Below are 20,829 nucleotides of genomic sequence, written 5' to 3'. Positions count from 1 at the left end.
TTGTGACGAAAACCTGGACGTTGCCCCCGGTGAGTAGTTGAGTATGAGGAGTCTTTTTCGATTCCTCATCTCATCTTCCCTTCCTCCGAACGCGCCCTCTTCCCGGTGCGCGGGAAACTGGTACTCACATATGATCCTCACCGGACTTGTCATCGGCGCGCTGCTGGGCATCGTCATGCAGCGCGGCCGCTTCTGCGTCACCGGCATGCTGCGGGACATCTTCCTGCAGAAGTCGTGGCGGACCTTCGCCGCGCTGCTCGTGGTGATCTCCGTGCACGCCATCGGGCTCACCGCCTTGACCTCCGCCGACGTCATCTCCCCCAACTACCCCTCCTTCGCGCCCCTCGCGGTGATCGTGGGCGGATTCATGTTCGGCATCGGCATCATCCTGGCCGGCGGGTGCGCCTCCGGCACGTGGTACCGCTCCGGCGAGGGCCTCGTGGGCTCGTGGGTCGCGCTGGCCATGTACGCGCTGTCCGCGTCCGCGATGAAGACGGGCGTGCTGAGCGGTTTCAACGCCGGCATGAAGAGCTGGGACACCGGCCTGACCACCATCCCGGGTGCGCTGGGCGTCTCGCCGTGGCTGTTCGTCGTCGCCCTGGCCGTGATCACCGCGCTCATGGTGCGTCACTTCCTCACCCGTGAGAAGAACGCGCCCAAGCCCGCTCGCCTGGGCAACCGCGCAGCCTGGAAGCGCCCCCTCCACGTGTACACCGCCGGTGCGCTGATCGGTCTGCTGGGCGTCATCGCGTGGCCGCTGTCCGCCGCCACGGGACGCAACGACGGCCTGGGGATCACGACCCCCACCGCCAACTCCCTCAACTTCCTCGTGACCGGTGATCAGGACCGGCTCGACTGGGGCGTCATGCTCGTGCTCGGCATCCTGGTCGGTTCCTTCATTGCGGCCAAGGCCACCGGTGAGTTCCGCATCCGCGTGGCGGACGCCAAGACCACCGTGCGCTCGATCGGCGGCGGTGTCCTCATGGGCGTCGGCGCGGCGCTCGCCGGCGGCTGCACCGTGGGCAACGGCATGGTCCAGACCAGCCTGTTCACCTTCCAGGGCTGGATCGCCCTGCTGTTCATCGCACTGGGCGTGGCCGTGGCCACCAAGATCTGGCTCAAGCCCTCGCAGGCCCGCCCCGCCGTGGCCGGCTCGGACGAGACCTACACGACCGACGAGAGCCTGGACCACACCGTGGACTCCGCGACCCCGTCCGGAAACTTGATCGACGCCGCTCCGTCCGCCGTTCCCACGGCCCCCGCGGCTTCCGGGGCCAACGGCACCAACGTGTTCGCGGGCTTCTCCGCCGCGCCCTCCGCGCTGATGGTCAAGAACCCGGCCAGTGCGCCGTCCAAGAAGCTCAAGGACCTGGGTGAGGGCTACTACGCGCTCGACTCGCTCGGTGCCGTGTGCCCGTTCCCGCTGATCGAGGCCAAGGACGTCATGAAGACCCTGGACTCCGGGGACCACCTGGTCATCGACTTCGACTGCACCCAGGCGACCGAGGCCATCCCGCAGTGGGCGGCCACGGACGGCCACGAGGTCACGGACTTCGTGGAGAAGGGTGACGCCAGCTGGCAGATCACGCTGAAGAAGGGCTGATTCCGGAGCTCGGCCATTGATGACGGCGCCCCGTCACCACGTTCGGTGGTGGCGGGGCGCCGCGCGTGTGTCAGGGCTGAGGGAAGCTCGTCTCGGGGCGATGTTGGAAGCCACAGGAAATCATGTATTAGACCGCTCACAATGATCGCGTCTTGCAATCCGCCCACTCCGGCATCCGCGCTCCAGCACGTCGGAGCGCACTTGTACAGTACTTCGCAGGCGCCTCATCGAGAACGCGTGGTGCCAAGAACGGGCTCACCTAGTAGGAGCCGTTATGACCGTCAAGGAGTTCCATATGACTGACCCCGTAGCACTCACGTCTGTCGAGCTCTGCGCCGGGGCGGGCGGCCAGGCTCTGGGCCTAGAACAGGCTGGCTTCTCTCACGTCGCAGCCATCGAAAATGACAAATGGGCCTGTGAGACCCTGCGAGCTAACAGAGATCACCCGGGGGTGCCTGCGGACCACCGATGGCGCGTTCAGGAACGAGATCTACATGACGTGGACGGCTTGGACTTCGATGGGGTTGATTTGATCGCAGGAGGCGTGCCTTGCCCCCCGTTCTCCATCGCGGGCAAACAGCTAGGCGCGGATGATGAGCGAGATCTGTTCCCCAAGGCTCTCGATATTGTGGCTCGGGCTCGGCCGCGTGCGGTGATGCTGGAAAACGTCCGTGGTCTGTCCCAGCCCCGTTTTGCTACGTATAGGGCGCAGATCATCGACAGGCTGCGTGACATGGGATATGAGTCAGACTGGAAGCTGTTGAACTCTTCAAACTACGGCGTGCCGCAATTGCGTCCTCGGTTCATTTTGGTCGCCTTCCGCGGATCGAAGCTGAAAGATTTCCAGTGGCCCGACCCAAAGCCGGTCACGACAACTGTCGGTGCTTCGATAGCCCATTTGATGGGAGCTAACGGATGGGAGGGCGTGGAGGCGTGGTCCCAGAAGGCAAATGGGATCGCCCCCACCCTAGTGGGTGGCTCCAAGAAACACGGAGGGCCGGATTTAGGGCCCACTCGTTCCAAGCAGGCATGGGCCAAACTCGGGGTGAAAGCTTCGTCCATTGCTGAGACAGCGCCCAGTGCGGACTTCCCTCACGACGATCCGCCGCGGCTCACAGTGCAGATGGGGGCAGTCCTTCAAGGGTTTCCTGAAGATTGGAAATTCTCGGGAGGTAAAACCGCCGCATGGCGACAGGTGGGGAACGCGTTCCCGCCCCCAGTGGCCCGAGCGGTTGGACTGAACATCGCGGCTGTACTCACCACGCAAGAGCGCGATGACAAACCCACTGAGGGTCATCGTCTCGCTCAGGCGCGCGACATCAGGGTGCCGGTTGTTCAATAATGTGCATCTGTGACCTCTAAGTCATGCGGGGTCAAATTTTTCGTCCTAGTGCATACATATCGCGAGGTTAAACGTGCCGGAAAATATGAATCGGGAGTATCCGCCTGAGGCCTACGCGCCCGACGGCAAACTGTGGTGGGACCGCAAGTCTGGCGCTGGTCCCAAAGGAGCCACAGGGAATAAGCCGCGGGCGGCTTCCTGGCTAAAGTTTAACGTCGCCGTGGGCGATCGATTCTCTATGGATGAGATCCGTCAAGCTCTGGGGGTGCGTGACGAGCACTTTCAGCGCAGGATTCGTGAACTGCGTACATGGGGATGGGTAATTGACGGCATGAAGGACATGCCTGGGCTCAATGCGGAGTACCTGATGCGCCAACATGGCTGGTGGCCCGGATCTCTCGACTCCAAGCCCGATGACACCAGCAGTATTGATCCGCATACACGTCGCAAAGTGCTGGAGCGGGATGGATCCCGCTGCACGATCTGTGGCGTGGGTGCGGCAGAGAACTATCCTGAGCCGCCTCGAAACCCGGCGCGCATGACGATCGGTCACGTTATTCCTGCCCAGCAGGGTGGTAGCAACAAGCTTGACAATCTTCGTTGTGAATGTGCTAGATGCAACGAAACAGTTCGGGCTGAGAGCGGCTCAGGAGAATCATTTGACGATCTCCTTGCGAGTGCGCGCCGCCTCCCTGCAGCGGACAAAAAGACGCTACTGCGATGGCTCCGACAGAATTCGCGTGAGCGTTCTGACTTGGACGCCGTCTATGATCGCATCCGTTTGGCTGCGCCAGGGGTGCGTGACCAAATTACGCATTGGCTAGGTGAAAGGATTTCTCTGTAGGGATCATCCCGCGGTGACCTGTTGTAGTACATCCGCACAGTATCGTGCATGACCAGGTGATCTTGTAGACGGTTCTCTCGTGCCGTTGTCTGTCGGCTCGGGGCTTACCAACTTGGAGTGGGGACCTTCTTTCGTACCTCTTCCATGCATCTGGGAAAAGATCGTCCAGATTCACATACTTCTACGGTGCTGAAATAGCGTCGCTTTTCTCCCTCGCTCTATCCCGGATTCATGGACCTCGGTGCGTCCATGCCCGGATCCACCCGCGCAGGTCCGTCGGTGGAGGGGCGAATGTTTACGTCGAAGATCTCCGTGGGGAGATACACGGTGGCGCAGGAATTGGGGATGTCCACGACCCCCGAGAAGCGGCCCTCGATCGGCGCCGCCCCCAGAAGTAGGTAGGCCTGTTCCTTGGACCATCCGAACTTCGAGAGGTAATCGATCGCGTGCAGGACGGCCCGCTGGTATGCGAGCTGGGAGTCGAGGTAGCGCTGTTCGCCCTCGAGGGTGACGGAGGTACCCGAGAACGCGAGCCATTCCGAGTACACCGGACCGTTGCGTCCCGGCATGAAGATGGCGTTCTCCGTCACGCCGTAGGTCTCCATGCCGCCCTTGATCACGTCCACGTGGAGGTCGATGAACCCGCCCATCTCGATGCCACCGCAGAACGTGATCTCACCGTCCCCCTGGGAGAAGTGCAGATCACCGACGGACAGGTGAGCGCCCGGGACGAACACCGGGTAGAACACGCGGGACCCCTTGGTGAAGTTCTTGATGTCCTGGTTGCCACCGTTCTCCCGCGGGGGAGCGGTACGGGCGGCCTCCGACGCCACCCGGTCGAAGTCCTCACCCCCGAGGGATCCCAGGATGGCCGAATCCGGCTCCGGGGGCAGGGCCAGGGGAGGCACCCGATCCGGGTCCGTAGCGATCAAATCCCCTTCGCGCTTGTTCCACTTCTTCAGTAGCGCTGCGGACGGAGCCGTGCCCATGAGCCCCGGGTGGGTCATACCGGTGAATCGCACCCCGGGAATGTGGCGGGACGTGCACTCCCCGCCCTGGAAGTCCCAGACGGCCTTGTACGCATCCGGGAACTGCTCCACCAGGAAGCTGCCGCCGTTCTTCTGGGCGAAGATCCCGGTGTAACCCCAGCCCTGCCCGGCGAGCGGTCCTTCCTCCTGCGGAACGGGACCGAGGTCCAGGATGTCGACCACGAGTAGGTCACCCGGTTGGGCGCCCTCCACGGCGAACGGCCCCGAGAGCGCGTGCACCTTGTTGAGGGGCGCATCGCGGATGTCGTCCGCGGAGTCATCGTTCTTGATCGCTCCGTCGAACCATTCCCGGCAGTCGATACGGTAGCTCTCGCCGCGCTTGAGCGTGGCCACGGGCGGGATGTCCGGGTGCCAGCGGTTGTGACCGGTGAGCTTCTGATCCGTGAACGGTTTGGTGGAATCGAGCGGGAAAATTACTTCTGGCATGATCCGGAACCTTTCTGATGATCCCCGCGGGGAGCTCCCGCGGGGTCGAGCGGGATACTCAGGGCCGCGGCAGTTTCAGGTGCCGTGGGTCGCGGGACACGGCCGGTGGGGCTCCTCGTCCTCCCGTCTGCCGGGGGACGGAGCTGACGACGTCGGGCGCTTCAGCCGAGCGGGCGGCGTCGTCAATGGCGCGGGCCCGCGGGGAGTTCGCGCGGGACAACCCGGCCACGGAGAAGACGCGGCGGGCAGTCGTGCCGCACGCGGGGCACTCCCGGGAGCGGGGCACATCCGTCATCGCGTGGTGCGCCTCGAACGGCCCGCAGGTCTCGCAGCGGAATTCGTAGACGGGCATGGGATGCTCCCTTCACGCGTGTGAGCCACGATACAGGCGGCGGGGCCCACCGCACAGGGCGTGCGGTGGGCGCTCGGGTCAGCGCAGTGGACCCGTCACCGACTCCACGGTGCGCACGAGCTGCCCGGACGCGACGTACTCCTCCGCGGCCTCGATCTCTGGGGCCAGGAAGCGGTCCGGGCCCGGCGTTCCCACGCGGCCGTGCAGTTGCTGCAGCACCGCCGACGACGCCGCCCCGGGTTCCAGGGGTGCGCGCAGGGCAATGGCCCGGGTCGCGGTCATCAGCTCGATCGCGAGCACCCGGCGCAGATTCAGCACGGCCTGGCGCAGTTTGCGGGCGGCGTGCCACCCCATCGACACGTGGTCCTCCTGCATGGCCGAGCTGGGGATCGAATCGACCGAGGCCGGCACGGCCAACCGCTTCATGTCCGAGACCAGGCCCGCCTGCGTGTACTGGGCGATCATCAGACCGGAGTCCGTCCCAGGGTCCTCCGCAAGGAACGGGGGCAGGCCGTGGGAACGGGCGGGGTCCAGCATGCGGTCGGTACGCCGCTCCGACATGGACGCGAGATCCGCGATCGGGATGGCCATGAAGTCCAGTACGTAGGCCACCGGGGCGCCGTGGAAGTTCCCGTTGGAACTCACGGTGCCGTCGTCCAGGACCACGGGGTTGTCCACCGCCGCCGCGAGTTCCTGCTGGGCGACGGACAGCGCGTAGCGCGCGGTGTCCCGGCTGCCGCCGGCCACCTGGGGAGCGCAGCGCAGGGAGTACGCGTCCTGCACGCGGTCGTCGCCCAAGCGGTGGGAGGCCACGATGCCGGACCCCTCGAGCACCTTGAGCATGTTCGCGGCGGCGTCCGCCTGGCCCGGGTGGGGACGCAGGGGTTCATGCAGTTCGGGGATGAACACGCGATCCGTACCCAGCAGACCCTCCACCGAGAACGCGGCGGTGATGTCCGCGGCGGTCAGCAGGTGCTGCAGGTCCGCCAGCGCCATGATGAGCTGGCCCAGCATGCCGTCCGTGCCGTTGATCAGCGCCAGGCCCTCCTTCTCGGCGAGGGTCACGGGCTCGATCTCGGCCTCGGCGAGCAGCTCGGGCACCGGGCGTTCGGTGCCGTCGGGTCCGACGGCGCGGCCCTCGCCCATGAGCACGAGCGCGCAGTGGGCGAGCGGCGCCAGGTCACCCGAGCAGCCCAGCGAGCCGAACTCGTGCACCACCGGGGTGATGCCCGAGTTGAGCACGGCGAGCATCGTCTCCAGGGTCTCCACGCGGATGCCCGTGTGCCCGGACGCCAGGGTCTTGGCGCGCAGGAACATCAGCGCCCGCACCACCTCCCGCTCCACGATGGGCCCAGTGCCCGCAGCGTGGGAGCGCACCAGGGACTTCTGCAGCCGCGTGCGCTTCTCCAGCGGGATGTGCTTGTTGGCCAGCGCCCCGAAGCCGGTGGAGATCCCGTACGCGGGCACGTCCGACGCGGCCAGGGCGTCGATGTGTCGGCGCACCTGTGCGACGTGTTCGCGGGCCTCGGAGGTCAGTTCGACGCGCGCACCGTGGCGGGCCACGGCGATCACGTCCGCCACGGTCGTCCCGGAGGAACCGAGCAGCACGGTGGCGGGCGTCTCGTTGTCGGCGTTGATGGTCATGTGAAGTGTTCCCTTCGGTGGGAGGTCGTGGCTGGGGGTGCAGATGCGGTCGGTGCGTGACTAGGTCAGCAACCGCACGAGGGGTGTGGCGATGAGGAGGCCTGGCGTAGGAGCTCGGGGAAAGCGCAGTCAGAGCTCCCGGCGGCCCGCCCGCCACACGCCCCAGGTGAGGGGCATGCCGGGGCGGTAAGCCAGGTGGACCGCGTGCGGGGCGTCCAGCACGTGGAGATCCGCGCGCGTTCCCACCGCGATGTGGCCCACGGCGGGCCGCCCCGGTGCGGAGACATCCCGACGCAACGCCTTCGCGCCGCCCAGGGTGGCCGCGCGGATCGCCTCGTCCACCGTGAGGTGCATCTGCAGCACCGCGGTGGCCACGCAGAAGTTCATGGAGGTCGTGTAGCTGGTCCCGGGGTTGCAGTTGGACGCGATCGCCACAGTGGCGCCCGCGTCGAGCAGCTCACGGGCCGGAGCCAGCGGTGCTCGGGTGGAAAGGTCGCACGCCGGCAGCACGGTGGCCACGGTGTCCGAACCCGCGAGCGCGGCGATGTCCGCGTTCGAGAGGAAGTTGCAGTGATCCACGGACGCGGCACCCAGCTCCACGGCCAGGGCCACGCCCTCACCGGGGCCCAGCTGGTTGCCGTGCACCCGCAGTCCGAGCCCCGCGTCCCGGCAGGCTTCCAGCACCATCCGGGATTGCTCGGGGGTGAACGCGCCGCGCTCGCAGAACACGTCCGCCCACTGCGCGTACGGGGCCACGGCCTCGAGCATGGGCCCGCACACCGTGGCCACGTACTCGTCCGGGTCCACACCCTCGGGCACCAGGTGAGCGCCCAGGTAGGTGACGTCGTCCGCCGCTTCCGCTGCGATCCTGGCCGCGCGCAGCTCTTGCTCCACGTCCAGGCCGTAGCCCGTCTTGGTCTCGAGGTACGTGGTGCCACCGGCCACGGCGTCGGCCACCCGGTGGGCGACGAGACCGCGCAGGGTCTCGTCGTCGGCCTCCCGCGTGGCCCGGGTGGTGACGCCGATGCCTCCCGCCGCGTAGGCCTGCCCGGCCATCCGCGCCGCGAACTCCTCGCCGCGATCCCCGGCGAACACCAGGTGCGTGTGGGAATCCACCCAACCCGGCAGCACCGCCCGGCCCTCGAGGTCCACGGCGCGGTCCGCCGCGGGTGCCTCGGCGGCGGGCCCCACCCAGGCGATCACCCCGTTCTCGACGACGACGGCGGCGTCCCGCAGCACGGCATCCTCACCTCGAGCGGGGTCCACGGTGTGCAACTCACCGATCCCGGTGATCAGCTCGGATCCTCCCGTTCCCGGGCCGGGGGTGGACGGCCCGGCACCCGGGTGACCGTCCGCGCTCCGGCCGCGAGCGACGTCGTCAACCGCACTGGGGGAGGCGGCGGGGCGGGGCGAGGTGTGACGCTCGTTCATCGCTGCGCCTGACGGGTGGCCTGCAGGTCGTTGTGCATGGGAATGTTGACCCCGCGCTCGTCGGCCACCTGGACGGCACGCTCGTAACCCGCGTCCGCGTGGCGGATCACCCCCATGCCGGGGTCGTTGGTGAGCAGGCGCTCGAGCTTCTGCGCCGCGAGATCGGTGCCGTCCGCCACGGAGACCTGACCCGCGTGGATGGAACGCCCGATGCCCACGCCACCGCCGTGGTGGATGGACACCCACGTGGCACCGGAGGACGCCGCGGTGAGTGCGTTGAGCAGCGGCCAGTCCGCAATGGCGTCCGAACCGTCCTTCATGGACTCGGTCTCGCGGTAGGGGGAGGCCACCGAACCGGAATCCAGGTGGTCGCGCCCGATCACGATGGGCGCGGAGACCTTGCCCTCCGCCACGAGCCGGTTGAACAGCAGACCCGCCTTGTGGCGCTCGCCGTAGCCGAGCCAGCAGATCCGCGCGGGCAGGCCCTCGAACTCCACGTGCTCCTGGGCGGCGTCGATCCATTCGTGCAGGTGCTTGTTGTCGGGGAACAGCTCCTTGATCGCGGCGTCCGTGACCTCGATGTCCTTGGGATCACCCGACAGCGCGACCCAGCGGAACGGGCCGAGACCCTCGCAGAACAGCGGGCGGATGTACGCCGGGACGAAGCCGGGGAACTCGAAGGCGCGGGTGTACCCGGCGTGACGGGCCTCGTCGCGGATGGAGTTGCCGTAGTCGAAGACCTCGGCGCCCTCGTCCTGGAACTCCACCATGGCCTGGACCTGCGCGGCCATGGCCTCCTGGGCCTTCTTGGTGAACCCGATGGGATCGGCCTTGGCCTCGGCATCCCACTGCTCCACGGTGAACTCGGTGGGCAGGTAGGACAGGGGATCGTGCGCGGAGGTCTGGTCCGTGACGACGTCCACGGAGATCTCACCCGCGCGATGACGCCGTAGCAACTCCGGGAACACGTCCGCCGCGTTGCCCACGTAGCCCACCGACAGCGCGCGACGCTCAGCCTTGGCGGCATTGACCTTCTCCAGCGCGGCATCCAGGTCCGTCTCCACCTCGTCCAGGTAGCGCTTGGACTGGCGCCGCTTCAGGCGGGTCTCGTCCACGTCGACGACGAGGCACGCGCCCCCGTTCAACGTCACGGCGAGCGGCTGCGCGCCTCCCATGCCGCCGCACCCGCCGGTGATGGTCAGGGTCCCGGCCAGGGTGGGTTCGTTCAGGCGGCCGTCCTCGTACATCTTGCGGGCGACGGCGTAGAAGGTCTCGTACGTGCCCTGCAGGATGCCCTGCGTGGCGATGTAGATCCAGGACCCCGCGGTCATCTGGCCGTACATCATGAGGCCCTCGTCCTCGAGCTTGCGGAACTCGGGCCACGTGGCCCAGTCGCCCACGAGGTTGGAGTTGGCGATCAGCACGCGCGGGGCCCACTTGTGGGTGCGCAGGACACCCACGGGCTTGCCGGACTGCACGAGCAGGGTCTCGTCCTCCTCCAGCTCACGCAGGGTCTCGATGATGGCGTCGAACGCCTCCCAGCTGCGGGCTGCGCGGCCGGTGCCTCCGTAGACCACGAGATCGTCGGGGCGCTCCGCGACCTCCGGGTCCAGGTTGTTCATGAGCATCCGCAGGGGCGCCTCGGTCTGCCAACTCTTGGCACTGATCTCGGTACCGCGTGGCGCGCGGACGGGGCGGGCATTGGGTAGTGCCATGGGTGCTCCTCCAGGGGCGAATCGGTCCGGACCTTGCGGCGCGGACGGGGAATGCATCCATGGCACCACGGACAGTGATGCCGATCACGGGCCCTGGAAGGGGTTGTGTCTGGGATACCAGACGCCCGGGTTCCCTGGGAACCACCGCCGTCGGCGGGAGGGTCAGCTCAGCAGGGACAGCCCGGCCGCGAGGGCGAAGCCCAGAACGGTGATCAACCCGGCCAGCTCCCCGGCCTTCTCGCGCGCTTCCGGTACGAGCGAATCGGTGAGCATGACCAACAGCGCGCCGGCGGCGAAACCGTTGACCGCTGCCCGCAGCGACCCCGTGGCCAGGTCCGCGGCGAGGAAGCCGCCCAGGGTGGCCAGGGCGCACACCGCGGTGACCCCCGCCCAGAGCAGCAGGATCTTCGAGCGAGGGGTGCCGGAGGAACGCATGTCACTGGCGGAGCCGATGGCTTCGGGCAGGTTGGAGACGAAGATCGCGATGAGCAATGCCACGCTGACTCCCTCCCCGGCCGCCAGGCCGATCCCCAGAACGGCTTGTTCGGGGATCCCGTCGAGGAAGGCACCCAACGCCAGGGACGTACCGCCGGCGGCCCTGCGTTGTCCGCGGGATGAGGACGTGGTGGTCCGGTGGTGGAACAGGCCGTGCATGGAACCACTTGTACCGGCGTTCTCCACGATCTTGTTGGCGGTGAAGTAGACCAACGCGCCGATCGCCAATCCCACTCCCACCGCGACCGGGCCGCCGGTGCTGAGACCCTCCTCCGCGAGTTCGAAGGAGATGCTGGCGATCAACGCGCCGCCGCCGAAGGCGAGCACCGATCCCACGAGGCGGTCGGGCCACTTCCGAAGCACGCCCAGGACAGCGCCGATGAACAGCGAGACGGCGGCGACGAAACCCCACAACAGTGACATGACCATGGGAGTAATTCTTGTCGATTAGGGCGACGAAGTACCAGAGCCATTTCCCGGTCCCTCCACGGTCGCGAGGGGACGTGGCTGCGGCCGGGGGCACCGACGCATGCCCGCCGACGGTCAGTGGTCCGTCGCCGGTGCCGCCCCGTGCAATCGCCTGGTCAGTGTGTCCGCGGTGCGCCGTAATTGTGCGACCAGCTCCGCCCGGCGGTCCTCGTCCGTGCGGTGGCCCAGGAAGGTGAGGGTCACGGCGGCCACCGGGAGGCCGCGGTGATCGTGCGCGGCAACCGCCACGGAGGCGAAGTTCGGCGTCACATCCCCTTCCTCGACGGCCCAGCCGCGGGCGCGTGTGCGCTCCAGCTCGGCGCGCAGCTGGGTCGGTGTCGTGATGACCGTGCTCTCCCAGCGGGAGGCGAACGATGCCCGATCCGGGTAGAGCGCCCGCACCTGGGCGGCGGGCAGATCGGCCAGCATCGAGCGCCCGCTGGCCGTGAGGTGCGCCGGGACGCGCACGCCCACATTGGTCACGAGCGACGGTTTGTACGGCGCCCGCTCCTCGACCACGTAGACGACGTCCCGGCCGTGCATGACGGCCAGGTGTGCGTTCTCGCCCACGGTGTCCACGAGCGAACGCAGCAGCGGCTCACCCAGTCGCGCCATGGGGTCCTGCCGGGTGTAGGCGGAGGAGAGCTCGAAGGCCGCGATCCCCAGCCCGTACAGCCGCTCCTCGGGCAGGTGCACCACGAACCCCTGCTCCGTCATGACCGTGAGCAGGTGGTACACGGAGGAGCGGGGCAGCTCCAGGGCCGTGGCGATCGACGACGCGGACACCGGGCCCCGGCGTGAGGCCAGGAAGCGCAGGATCCGCAGTGTGTTCTGGGCTGCGGGCACCTTGGTTCCGGCCATAGGGCTCCCCTTCCGGTGGTGAGGCTTCTCAACGTCTTGTCTGGAATACCAGACAATATCTGTTCCGCGAGTACCCCGTGATTCCCGGTGGTGGGCTTGGGTGGAGGGAATCGTAATTCAGATCACACGCGAACACTGCGTTGCGCCTGGCGGGTGGCATCGCGGGGAAGGACGCTGCATGACGAGCACCCGAATCACACCACCGGACCCCTCCGTGTGGCGCGGCAGGACCGACGGTGACACCCCCGAGCACGCGCGTTGGCACCAGAGGATCGCCGACGACGCGGCGACGTCCGCCGGGAAGGACGCGTCCGGCGTCGAGCTCATCGGTTTCTCGTGCGACGAAGGCGTGCGCCGGAACAAGGGCCGGGTGGGAGCGTCGAAAGGCCCCGACGCGCTGCGAGCCGCGCTCGCCCCGCTGGCCCTGCACGCGGACTTCGTGGTGCACGACGCGGGGACCGTGTTGGTCCCGGACCGGGATCTCGAGGACGGTCAGGACACCCTGGGCCACAGCGTGGCGGCCCTGCTGGACACGGGCCATCCCGTGGTGGTCCTGGGCGGTGGGCACGACACCGCGTGGGGCAGTTACCTGGGCCGCACCCGCAGTCAGCGCCTCGCCGGCAAGCACGTGGGCGTGCTGAACCTGGACGCGCACTTCGACCTGCGAGACGCGGACGAACCGTCCTCCGGCACGCCGTTCCTGCAGATGGCCCGTGCGGATCAGGCCGCCGGGCGGGAGTTCGACTACACGGTGCTGGGGATCAGCGAACCCAACAACACCGGGGTGCTGTTCCGCACGGCCGGGGAGCTGGGGGTCGAGTACCTCACGGACGAACAGTGCTCCCTCCGGAACCTGGACGGCGTGCTGGAAACCGTGGACCGCATGCTCGCTCGCGTGGACGCCGTGCACCTGAGCATCGACCTGGACGTGCTCCCCGCTGCCGTGGCCCCGGGTGTCAGTGCGCCCGCGGGATACGGGGTGTCCCTGGAGGTCATCCAGGAGATCTGCCGGCGCGTGGCCCGTAGCGGGAAGCTCGCGCTGGTGGACGTGGTCGAACTGCTACCGGCACTCGATGTGGACGGGCGCACCGCGCGCACCGCCGCTCGGCTGATCACCACACTCGTCCACGACGCCGTGACGGCACCGTGCGACGCACTCAACCACGAGAACTCGGGAGACGATCATGCGTAGGACCACCACCGTTCCACCCGCCGGGCGTTCCTCCGACACGGGCGAGCGCGGCCCGGCCCTGTCCCGTGGGCTGAACATGCGCCACATCCAGTTCATCGCCCTGGGATCGGCGATCGGCACGGGTCTGTTCTACGGTTCCGCGACGGCCATCCAGAAGGCCGGGCCTGCGGTGATCCTCGCCTACCTCCTGGCGGGCGCGGCCGTGTACATGGTCATGCGAGCGCTCGGTGAGATGGCGGTCCGTCACCCCGTGCCGGGTTCCTTCGGGCAGTACGCCGCGCGCTACCTGGGACCCTTCGCCGGATTCGTGACGGGGTGGACGTTCGTCTTCGAGATGATCGTGGTGGCCATCGCGGACGTCACCGCGTTCGGTGTGTACATGGGCTTCTGGTTCCCGGACACCCCGCGCTGGATCTGGGTCAGCGCCGTGATCCTGTTCATCGCCGCGATCAACACCCGTAACGTCAAGATCTTCGGTGAGCTGGAGTTCTGGCTCACCATCGTGAAGGTCGGTGCCATCCTGGCCATGATCACCGGCGGGATCGTGCTGATGGTCATCGGCGTGTCCTTCGCCCCGGGGGAATCCGCGGGCGTGGGCAACCTCGTCGCGCACGGGGGGTTCATGCCCACCGGCGTGGCGGGCCTGCTGGCCGCGCTGGCCGTGGTGGTGTTCGCCTTCGGAGGCATCGAGACCATCGGCATCACCGCGGGGGAAGCGGGGGATCCCAAACGTTCCATCCCCCGGGCGGTCAATGCCGTCCCCGCGCGCATCCTCCTGTTCTACGTGGGCACGATGGTCGTCATCATGTCCCTGGTCCCGTGGACCCAGATCACCGGTGAGGCGAGCCCGTTCGTGCAGATCTTCTCCGCGCTCGGGATCCCCGCGGCACCGACCATCCTCAACATCGTGGTGATCGTGGCGGCCATCTCCGCGATCAACGCGGACACCTTCGGGGCCGGCCGCATGCTGTTCGGACTCGCGGAGCAGGGGCAGGCTCCTCGGGCCTTCATGAAGGTGTCCCGTAACGGGGTTCCCTGGTTGACCGTGGTGGTCATGGCCGTCGCGCTGGCGATCGGAGCCGTTCTCAACGCCGTGATCCCCGAGGACGTGTTCTTGATCATCGCGTCGATCGCCACGTTCGCCACGGTGTTCGTGTGGCTCATGATCCTGCTGTCCCACATCGCCATGCGCCGTGAGATCAAGCAGAAGAACCGGCCGGAGTCGGAGTTCCGCGTGCCGTTGTGGCCCGTGGCTTCCTGGGCCGCCACGGGCATGCTCATCGCGGTGACCGTGTTGCTCGCCTGGTTCCCCGACACGCGGGTGGCCTTCGTGGTCGGGGCGGTGTGGCTCGTTCTCCTCGCCGTCGGCTACGCGCTGTTCGTGCGGGGCCACGGTCGACGTCGCCCGGAACTGGACGACCACACGGCCCTCATCGAGTTGCCGCGGCAGTAGCGCGAGGTGCCGCGACGGTAGGCGAGGGTGCCGGGCCGGCAGGCGGACGTGCCACAACGGCAGGCGGAGGTGTCGTGGGGCGAACGGGTCAGGACCACCCGCGACACCTCACCGCGACCGAGAAGCGCCCTACGGCAACCTCCGGCACAGCTTCTGCGCCAGATCGTGCAGCAACAGCCGGTCCCGCTTGCTCATCTCCAGGCTGTCGAGCAGGTCCTCCTGCATACCGGCGGCGGGCTTCTCGAGGCCCCGACCCTTGTCCGTGAGAGAGATGACGACCGATCGTTCGTCCTCGTCGGAACGGCGGCGGGTCACGAAACCCGCGGCCTCCATCCGGCGCAGCAGGGGGGAGAGGGTGCCGCTGTCGAGCATGAGGGCCTCGCCCAGTTGGTTGACCTTGCGGTGGTCGTTCTCCCACAGCACGAGCAGCACGAGGTACTGGGGGTAGGTCAGTCCCATGTCCTTGAGGGGTTCCCGGTACGCGCTGGTGACCTTGCGGGAGGCCGAGTACAACGCGAAGCACAGCTGCGTGTCCAGGCGGAGATCGGGTTCCATGGGCTCATGCTACGGGACGCGTTGCGGGGGCTCACGGGTTTTACCGAGTGTGGCCAAGATTGCCGTCCGCAACTCAGTTGTGCACCAACGGGTGACTGAGCACAGGAGTACGCTGACACGCACCACAAGTCATGAGACACGAGTCATCCGAAGGACTCTGAAGCCATCCCAGGAGGGATCTGCCATGCGCGGTGTAGTGATGTACGGAGCCGGGGACGTTCGAGTGGAGGACCGTGACGACCCCGTCATCCAGGAACCCACCGATGCGATCATCAAGGTGGTGGCCGCGTGCGTGTGCGGCTCGGACCTGTGGCCGTACCGCGGTGCCCCGGAGGGCAATCGCAGCTTCATGGGCCACGAGTACGTGGGTGTCGTGGAGCAGATCGGCGATCAGGTCACCACGGTCGCGCCCGGTGACTTCGTGGTCGGCTCCTTTATGATCTCCGACAACACGTGCCCCATCTGCACCGCCGGCTACCAGTCCCGCTGCGTCAACGGCATGGGCGTGGGCGGGGAGATCGGCACGCAGGCGCAGTACGCGCGCACCCCGCTCGCGGACGGCACGCTCGTCGCCACGGACGGGCAGCCCGACGCCGATCTGGTCCCCTCCCTGCTCACGGCCTCCGACGTGCTTGGCACCGGGTGGTTCGCCGCAGACGCCGCCCAGGCAGGCCCCGGTAGGACCGTCGCGGTCGTGGGGGACGGCGCCGTCGGCCTCATGGGCGTCCTGGCCGCGCGGCAGATGGGCGCCGAACGCATCATCGCGATGAGCCGCCACGAGTCCCGGCAGAAGCTCGCCCGGGAGTTCGGCGCCACGGACGTCGTCGTCGAACGCGGGGACGAGGGCGTGGCCAAGATCAAGGAACTCACCGACGGGCTGGGCGCACACAGCGTGATCGAAGCGGTGGGCACCCAGGAATCCATGATGCAGGCCATCCACTCCACCCGCCCCGGAGGGCACGTGGGGTTCGTGGGCCTGTCCTTCGACGTGAAACTCCCGGGGCGCGACCTCTTCGGCGGCCTCGTACACCTGCACGGCGGTCCCGCCCCGGTGCGCCGGTACCTGCCGGAGCTGATCCGGTTGATCATGGACCGCACCATCGACCCGGGCAAGGTCTTCGACATGACCCTCCCGCTCGAGGACGCCGCCCAGGGTTACCGGGCCATGGACGAGCGCAAGGCCGTCAAGGTCCTGCTCACGCCCTGACGGCGGACGACGACGCCGCGTACGGTTCCCGAGCGACGTCGCGCCGCGCCGGGGGTCGGGGATTGTTGAACAACTCAGGTAACTCGCGTATACCTATGGCCCGGGTCACACGACGACCCGCCCCCCATCCCCGACACCCCGGAGATCATGGTGCCGCACCGTACCGGAAGCACGTCCATCACACAGTCCACCGACGCGGCGCCACCCGCCGCACACCCCGACCCCCGCGCACAGGAACCGGTGCATCGGCGCCTGGAGACCAACTGGTCCGTCTCGCTGTTCGGGACGGCCGTGGGCGCCGGGGTCCTGTTCCTCCCCATCAATGCGGGGCTGGGGGGACTGTGGCCGCTGCTGATCGTGACCGTACTGATCGGGCCCATGACCTACTTCTCCCACAGGGCCCTGTCCCGGTTCGTGTGCGCGTCCCCCGAGCCGCGCGCGGACATCACGGTGGTGGCCCGCACGAACTTCGGGGAGGGCGCGGGGCGCCTGATCACCGTGCTGTACTTCCTGGCGGTGTACCCGATCGTGCTGATCTACGCGGTGGGGATCACCAACACCGTGGACAGCCTCCTGGTGAACCAGCTGGGCCTGCAGTCCCCGCCGCGCTGGCTGCTCTCGGGTGCGCTCGTGGCCCTGCTCATGCTCGTGATGCTGGCCGGTCAGCGCATCATGCTGATCATCACCCAGTGGCTCGTGTACCCGCTGATCCTGATCCTGTTGGGCGTGACCCTCTACCTGATCCCGTCCTGGGACTTCTCCGTGTTCCACGGTGTCCCCTCCGCGGGGAACCTCCTGCTGTCCCTGTGGCTCGTGATCCCGGTGCTCGTCTTCGCGTTCAACCACTCCCCGGCCATCTCCCAGTTCTCCGTGAGCATGAAGCACACCTACGGACCCCGCGCGAGCGAACGTGCCTCCGTGGTGCTGCGGCGCAGCACCCTGCTGCTCGTGGTGTTCACCATGGGGTTCGTGTGGTCGTGCGTGCTCGCGCTGGGGCCCATGGGCCTGCAGTCCGCCAAGACCCAGAACCTGCCCGTGTTGTCCTACCTGGCGAACAGCCACGGCAGCCCGTTCATCGCCTACCTGGGCCCGGCCGTGGCGCTCGCGGCGATCGCGTCGTCGTTCTTCGGGCACTACATGGGCGCCGCGGAAGGTGCCGTGGGCATCGTGCGCTCCATGGTGGACCGGGACGGTTCCCTGATCTCCGACAAGCGCCTGCGGGCCGCCGTGGCGGCGTTCATCTTCATCACCGGCTGGATCGTGGCCATCGCGAACCCGAGCATCCTCTCCCTGATCGAGTCCCTCGCCGGGCCCGTGATCGCCGTGATCCTGTACCTCATGCCGATGTACGCCATCCATCGGATCCCGGCTCTCGCGCCGTACCGGGGCAAGGCCTCCAATGTGTTCGTGACGGTGGCCGGGTTGGTCGCGGTGAGCGGGATCGTCTACGGCCTGGTCTCCTGACCCGTCCCGCCGGGGGGGCGGTCCGCGGTCTCACTGACCCGAAGCGCCACCCCCGCCCGCGGCACCCGGACCGGCTCCACCACCGGGTGCCGCGGCGTTCTGCGGCGCGGTGCTGGTGTCCACGGGTACGTCGATGGTGAGGGTGTACCCGCCGGACACGCCGCCCGTCACGCGGGGCAGCTGCATGTCCGTCCCGTCGGAGAAGACGTTGTCGCTCGTGAGGCTCACCCGGGACATGTTGGCCGCCGAGTCCGGGTAGCGGGAGTCCTTGTAGACCGCGGTGGCCATTGCCTGCGGGATCGCGATCTGCGACGTCAGCACGGCATTGCCCGCATCCGTGATGGAGCCGATGTCCGGGAACACCTCGAAGTGGATGTGCGGCCAGCGTCCCGCGTAGCAGCCGGGCACCACGGACGTGAACGTCACGGTGCCGTCCTTGCCCACCACCTGCACCCCGCGCAGGTAGGTCTCCTGCGTGACACCGTCCGAGTACATGGAGTAGTTGCCGTCCGGATCACAATGCCACACATAGACGGCTGCCCCCGTCATGGGTCCGTTGTCCTTGACCATGTCCACGATGTTCATGGTCAGGGTCATGGCTACGCCATCCACGGCGGCACCCCCGCCGATGCTGGTGGTGATGTCCCTGCGTTCCACGCCCGAGACCTCCAGGACGTCCTGCCCATTGGAACCGTCCCCGGGGTACGGCCCCGCCGTCTCCTGCGGCATCTCAGTGCTGTAGGTCCGGGTCGCGGTGGGTGAGGGGCTGGCGCTCGCGGGGGTCGACGACGTCGCCCCGCCCTGGGATCCCGCCGTCGAGGTCCCGCCGCATGCAGCCAGCAGCATGACACCGGATCCGGCGCCCAGGATCCCCAGCGCCCGGCGCCGGTTGAGCAGGGTGCCGAGGTCAAAGGCCAGTCCCTGGTCCGCCACGTCCTCGTGGGGGCGGTCCAGGACCCGTCCCTCGAACGTCCCGGCTGCGGTTGCGGGGAGGGTCCCGGAGGCGTCGTGACCCTCATCGTGGGGGTGGCCGGTGCCAGGGCCGCCGGTGTCGCGGTGCCCGGGGTGGCGGCGGCCCGCGTGGGCGCGGTCGGTGCTCTGCGACTGCATGGCGCAGGTCTCGGAGGTGGCCGGGTAGGTGCGGATGCTGCGGCGTCGACGGATCGGGTTCATCACGTGCTCCTTCGGAAGGCGCTCAGTGGCGCGTCGAACCCTCGACGCTACGGAGCCGGGCTGGATCCACGGTCCGACCGGCCTGTGCTGCGCGTGGGGTGTGCCTGCACCGGGGCTGTAGATTGACGGGGAGCAGGCTCCGGGCCCCGCGCAGTGCCGGACGGCCGGGGTGCGGACACGCACGTCCCATTGAGGAGTTCGCATGACCACCGTGGTGTTGTTCCGCGACGACCTGAGGGTCACCGACCACCCGGCGCTGCACGAGGCCGTGGTGCACGGTGAGCCCGTGGTGTGTCTGTACGTGCTGGACGAGGAATCCCCGGGCATCCGGCCCCTCGGCGGTGCGGCGAAGTGGTGGCTGCATCACTCCCTCACGTCGCTGGCGGCGGACCTCGCCGCCCTGGGGGTGCCCCTGACCCTGCGGCATGGGGCGGCAGGGGAGGTCGTGCGCGACGTCGTCCGCGAAACGGGCGCGGACCGCGTGCTGTGGAACCGGCGCTACGGCGGGCCCGAGCGCGCGGTGGACGCCGGGCTCAAGGACTGGGCCGGGGAGAACGGGGTGGAAGCGCACTCCTACGCCGGGAACCTGATGTTCGAACCGTGGACCATCACCACGCAGGCCGGCGACCCGTACCGGGTGTTCACCCCGTTCTGGCGCGCATGCACGAGCGGGCCGCCGCCGCGCGAACCGTATCCGGCGCCGTCGTCCGTGGTGCCCGCCGAGCCCGCCCCTGCCTCCGACGCCCTCGAGGACTGGGGGCTCCTGCCCACCGCTCCGGACTGGTCGGAAGGCCTGGCCCGCACGTGGACCGTGGGCGAGCGCGCGGCCCACGAACGCCTCGACGACTTCCTCGACGAGCGCCTGCCCACCTACACGCGGGACCGGGATGTTCCCTCGAAACCGGCGACGTCGGGCCTGTCACCACACCTGCGTTGGGGTGAGATCAGCCCGCACACCGTGTGGTACACCGCGCTGTCCCGCGCGGAGAACCCGGGGAAGTTCCTCACCGAACTGGGGTGGCGCGAGTACGCCTGGTACAACCTCTACGTCCACCCGGACATGGCCACCCGCCCCATCAACCCCAAGTTCGAGCGCTTCCCGTGGCCCCCGTTGGACGAGGACGCGCTCGCCGCGTGGCAGCGCGGCCGTACCGGGATTCCCCTGGTGGACGCGGGCATGCACGAGCTGTGGGAGACCGGGACCATGCAGAACCGGGTGCGCATGGTGACCGCGTCCCTGTTGGCCAAGAACCTGCTGATCGACTGGCGGCTGGGGGAGCAGTGGTTCTGGGACACCCTCGTGGACGCGGATCCCGCCTCGAACCCGCACAACTGGCAGTGGGTGGCCGGTTCCGGGACGGACGCGGCCCCCTATTTCCGGATCTTCAACCCCGAGACCCAGCAGAAGAAGTTCGACCCGGATTTCGTGTACGTGGACCGCTGGAACGGGCGGCAGGAGGGCGTGGAGCCCATCGTGGACCTCAAGGTATCCCGCGCCCACGCCCTGGAGTTGTTCAAGACCCTGTGAACCTCGCAGGCTCCGTGCCTACCCTGG

General features: G+C 68.1%; 17 protein-coding genes and 1 pseudogene. 9 read left to right on the top strand and 9 right to left on the bottom strand.

Annotated features, from left to right (window positions below):
- Positions 1–43: 43 nt before the first annotated feature.
- The 4 genes and pseudogenes from AS25_RS15400 to AS25_RS14440 form a co-directional block, all read left to right on the top strand.
- Positions 44–1,087 (top strand): annotated as a pseudogene (locus AS25_RS15400) (YeeE/YedE family protein); the annotation flags it as partial.
- A 282-nt stretch (positions 1,088–1,369) separates the two neighbouring features.
- Positions 1,370–1,603, top strand: a complete 234-nt coding sequence (locus AS25_RS15395) for a sulfurtransferase TusA family protein (RefSeq protein WP_238400081.1) — start codon at positions 1,370–1,372, stop codon at positions 1,601–1,603.
- A 274-nt stretch (positions 1,604–1,877) separates the two neighbouring features.
- Entirely contained in the window at positions 1,878–2,945 is a 1,068-nt protein-coding gene (locus tag AS25_RS14445; RefSeq protein WP_253270596.1) for a DNA cytosine methyltransferase, read from the top strand.
- A gap of 220 nt (positions 2,946–3,165) precedes the next feature.
- Entirely contained in the window at positions 3,166–3,789 is a 624-nt protein-coding gene (locus AS25_RS14440; protein WP_172644457.1) for an HNH endonuclease, read from the top strand.
- Between the two features lie 218 nt (positions 3,790–4,007).
- Here the strand turns inward: AS25_RS14440 and fmdA are convergent, their stop codons facing one another.
- From fmdA to AS25_RS13100, 7 genes are all read right to left on the bottom strand, one after another.
- Positions 4,008–5,264 carry a formamidase gene (gene fmdA, locus AS25_RS13125; RefSeq protein ID WP_035965697.1) on the bottom strand — a complete coding sequence of 419 codons (1,257 nt, stop codon included), beginning with the start codon at positions 5,262–5,264 and terminating at the stop codon, positions 4,008–4,010.
- A gap of 58 nt (positions 5,265–5,322) precedes the next feature.
- On the bottom strand, positions 5,323–5,616 hold the full coding sequence (locus AS25_RS14435) for an FmdB family zinc ribbon protein (protein ID WP_084118229.1): 294 nt from the start codon (positions 5,614–5,616) through the stop codon (positions 5,323–5,325).
- Between the two features lie 78 nt (positions 5,617–5,694).
- Positions 5,695–7,260, bottom strand: a complete 1,566-nt coding sequence (gene hutH, locus AS25_RS13120) for a histidine ammonia-lyase (protein ID WP_035965696.1) — start codon at positions 7,258–7,260, stop codon at positions 5,695–5,697.
- A 129-nt stretch (positions 7,261–7,389) separates the two neighbouring features.
- Positions 7,390–8,691 (bottom strand): imidazolonepropionase, encoded by a 1,302-nt coding sequence (gene hutI, locus AS25_RS13115; protein ID WP_253270595.1) that lies wholly within the window; start codon positions 8,689–8,691, stop codon positions 7,390–7,392.
- Positions 8,688–10,406: a urocanate hydratase gene (gene hutU / locus AS25_RS13110; RefSeq protein ID WP_035965695.1), complete on the bottom strand. Its 1,719-nt coding sequence runs from the start codon at positions 10,404–10,406 to the stop codon at positions 8,688–8,690. The genes hutI and hutU overlap by 4 nt, the downstream gene beginning before the upstream one ends.
- A gap of 162 nt (positions 10,407–10,568) precedes the next feature.
- Positions 10,569–11,330 carry a ZIP family metal transporter gene (locus tag AS25_RS13105; RefSeq protein WP_035965694.1) on the bottom strand — a complete coding sequence of 254 codons (762 nt, stop codon included), beginning with the start codon at positions 11,328–11,330 and terminating at the stop codon, positions 10,569–10,571.
- 114 nt (positions 11,331–11,444) lie between these two features.
- On the bottom strand, positions 11,445–12,230 hold the full coding sequence (locus AS25_RS13100) for an IclR family transcriptional regulator (protein ID WP_035965693.1): 786 nt from the start codon (positions 12,228–12,230) through the stop codon (positions 11,445–11,447).
- Positions 12,231–12,408: 178 nt separating this feature from the next.
- Between AS25_RS13100 and hutG the strand changes: the two genes are divergently transcribed.
- Together hutG and AS25_RS13090 are read left to right on the top strand one after the other, a co-directional pair.
- Entirely contained in the window at positions 12,409–13,422 is a 1,014-nt protein-coding gene (hutG, locus tag AS25_RS13095) for a formimidoylglutamase (RefSeq protein ID WP_052161003.1), read from the top strand.
- Positions 13,415–14,875 (top strand): amino acid permease, encoded by a 1,461-nt coding sequence (locus AS25_RS13090; RefSeq protein ID WP_035965692.1) that lies wholly within the window; start codon positions 13,415–13,417, stop codon positions 14,873–14,875. The genes hutG and AS25_RS13090 overlap by 8 nt, the downstream gene beginning before the upstream one ends.
- Positions 14,876–15,004: 129 nt before the next feature.
- Here the strand turns inward: AS25_RS13090 and AS25_RS13085 are convergent, their stop codons facing one another.
- Positions 15,005–15,430: a MarR family winged helix-turn-helix transcriptional regulator gene (locus tag AS25_RS13085; RefSeq protein WP_035965690.1), complete on the bottom strand. Its 426-nt coding sequence runs from the start codon at positions 15,428–15,430 to the stop codon at positions 15,005–15,007.
- 184 nt (positions 15,431–15,614) lie between these two features.
- Between AS25_RS13085 and AS25_RS13080 the strand changes: the two genes are divergently transcribed.
- Both AS25_RS13080 and AS25_RS13075 read left to right on the top strand, forming a co-directional pair.
- Complete coding sequence (locus tag AS25_RS13080; protein WP_035965689.1) at positions 15,615–16,637, top strand: zinc-dependent alcohol dehydrogenase family protein; 1,023 nt, start codon at positions 15,615–15,617, stop codon at positions 16,635–16,637.
- A 147-nt stretch (positions 16,638–16,784) separates the two neighbouring features.
- A complete protein-coding gene (locus AS25_RS13075) occupies positions 16,785–18,101 on the top strand; it encodes an SLC5/6 family protein (RefSeq protein WP_035965687.1) in 1,317 nt (438 codons plus the stop codon).
- A 30-nt stretch (positions 18,102–18,131) separates the two neighbouring features.
- Here AS25_RS13075 and AS25_RS13070 read toward each other — a convergent pair whose 3' ends face one another.
- On the bottom strand, positions 18,132–19,274 hold the full coding sequence (locus AS25_RS13070; protein ID WP_253270594.1) for a dioxygenase family protein: 1,143 nt from the start codon (positions 19,272–19,274) through the stop codon (positions 18,132–18,134).
- 202 nt (positions 19,275–19,476) lie between these two features.
- Here AS25_RS13070 and AS25_RS13065 point away from each other — a divergent pair, with 202 nt between their 5' ends.
- Positions 19,477–20,802 carry a cryptochrome/photolyase family protein gene (locus tag AS25_RS13065; protein WP_035965685.1) on the top strand — a complete coding sequence of 442 codons (1,326 nt, stop codon included), beginning with the start codon at positions 19,477–19,479 and terminating at the stop codon, positions 20,800–20,802.
- Positions 20,803–20,829: the final 27 nt, after the last annotated feature.

The organism is Kocuria marina (assembly GCF_000786655.1).
Classification (GTDB): domain Bacteria; phylum Actinomycetota; class Actinomycetes; order Actinomycetales; family Micrococcaceae; genus Kocuria; species Kocuria marina_A.
The sequence above is the reverse complement of the archived record's forward strand: the minus strand, read 5'-3'. Positions and strand labels throughout refer to the sequence as shown.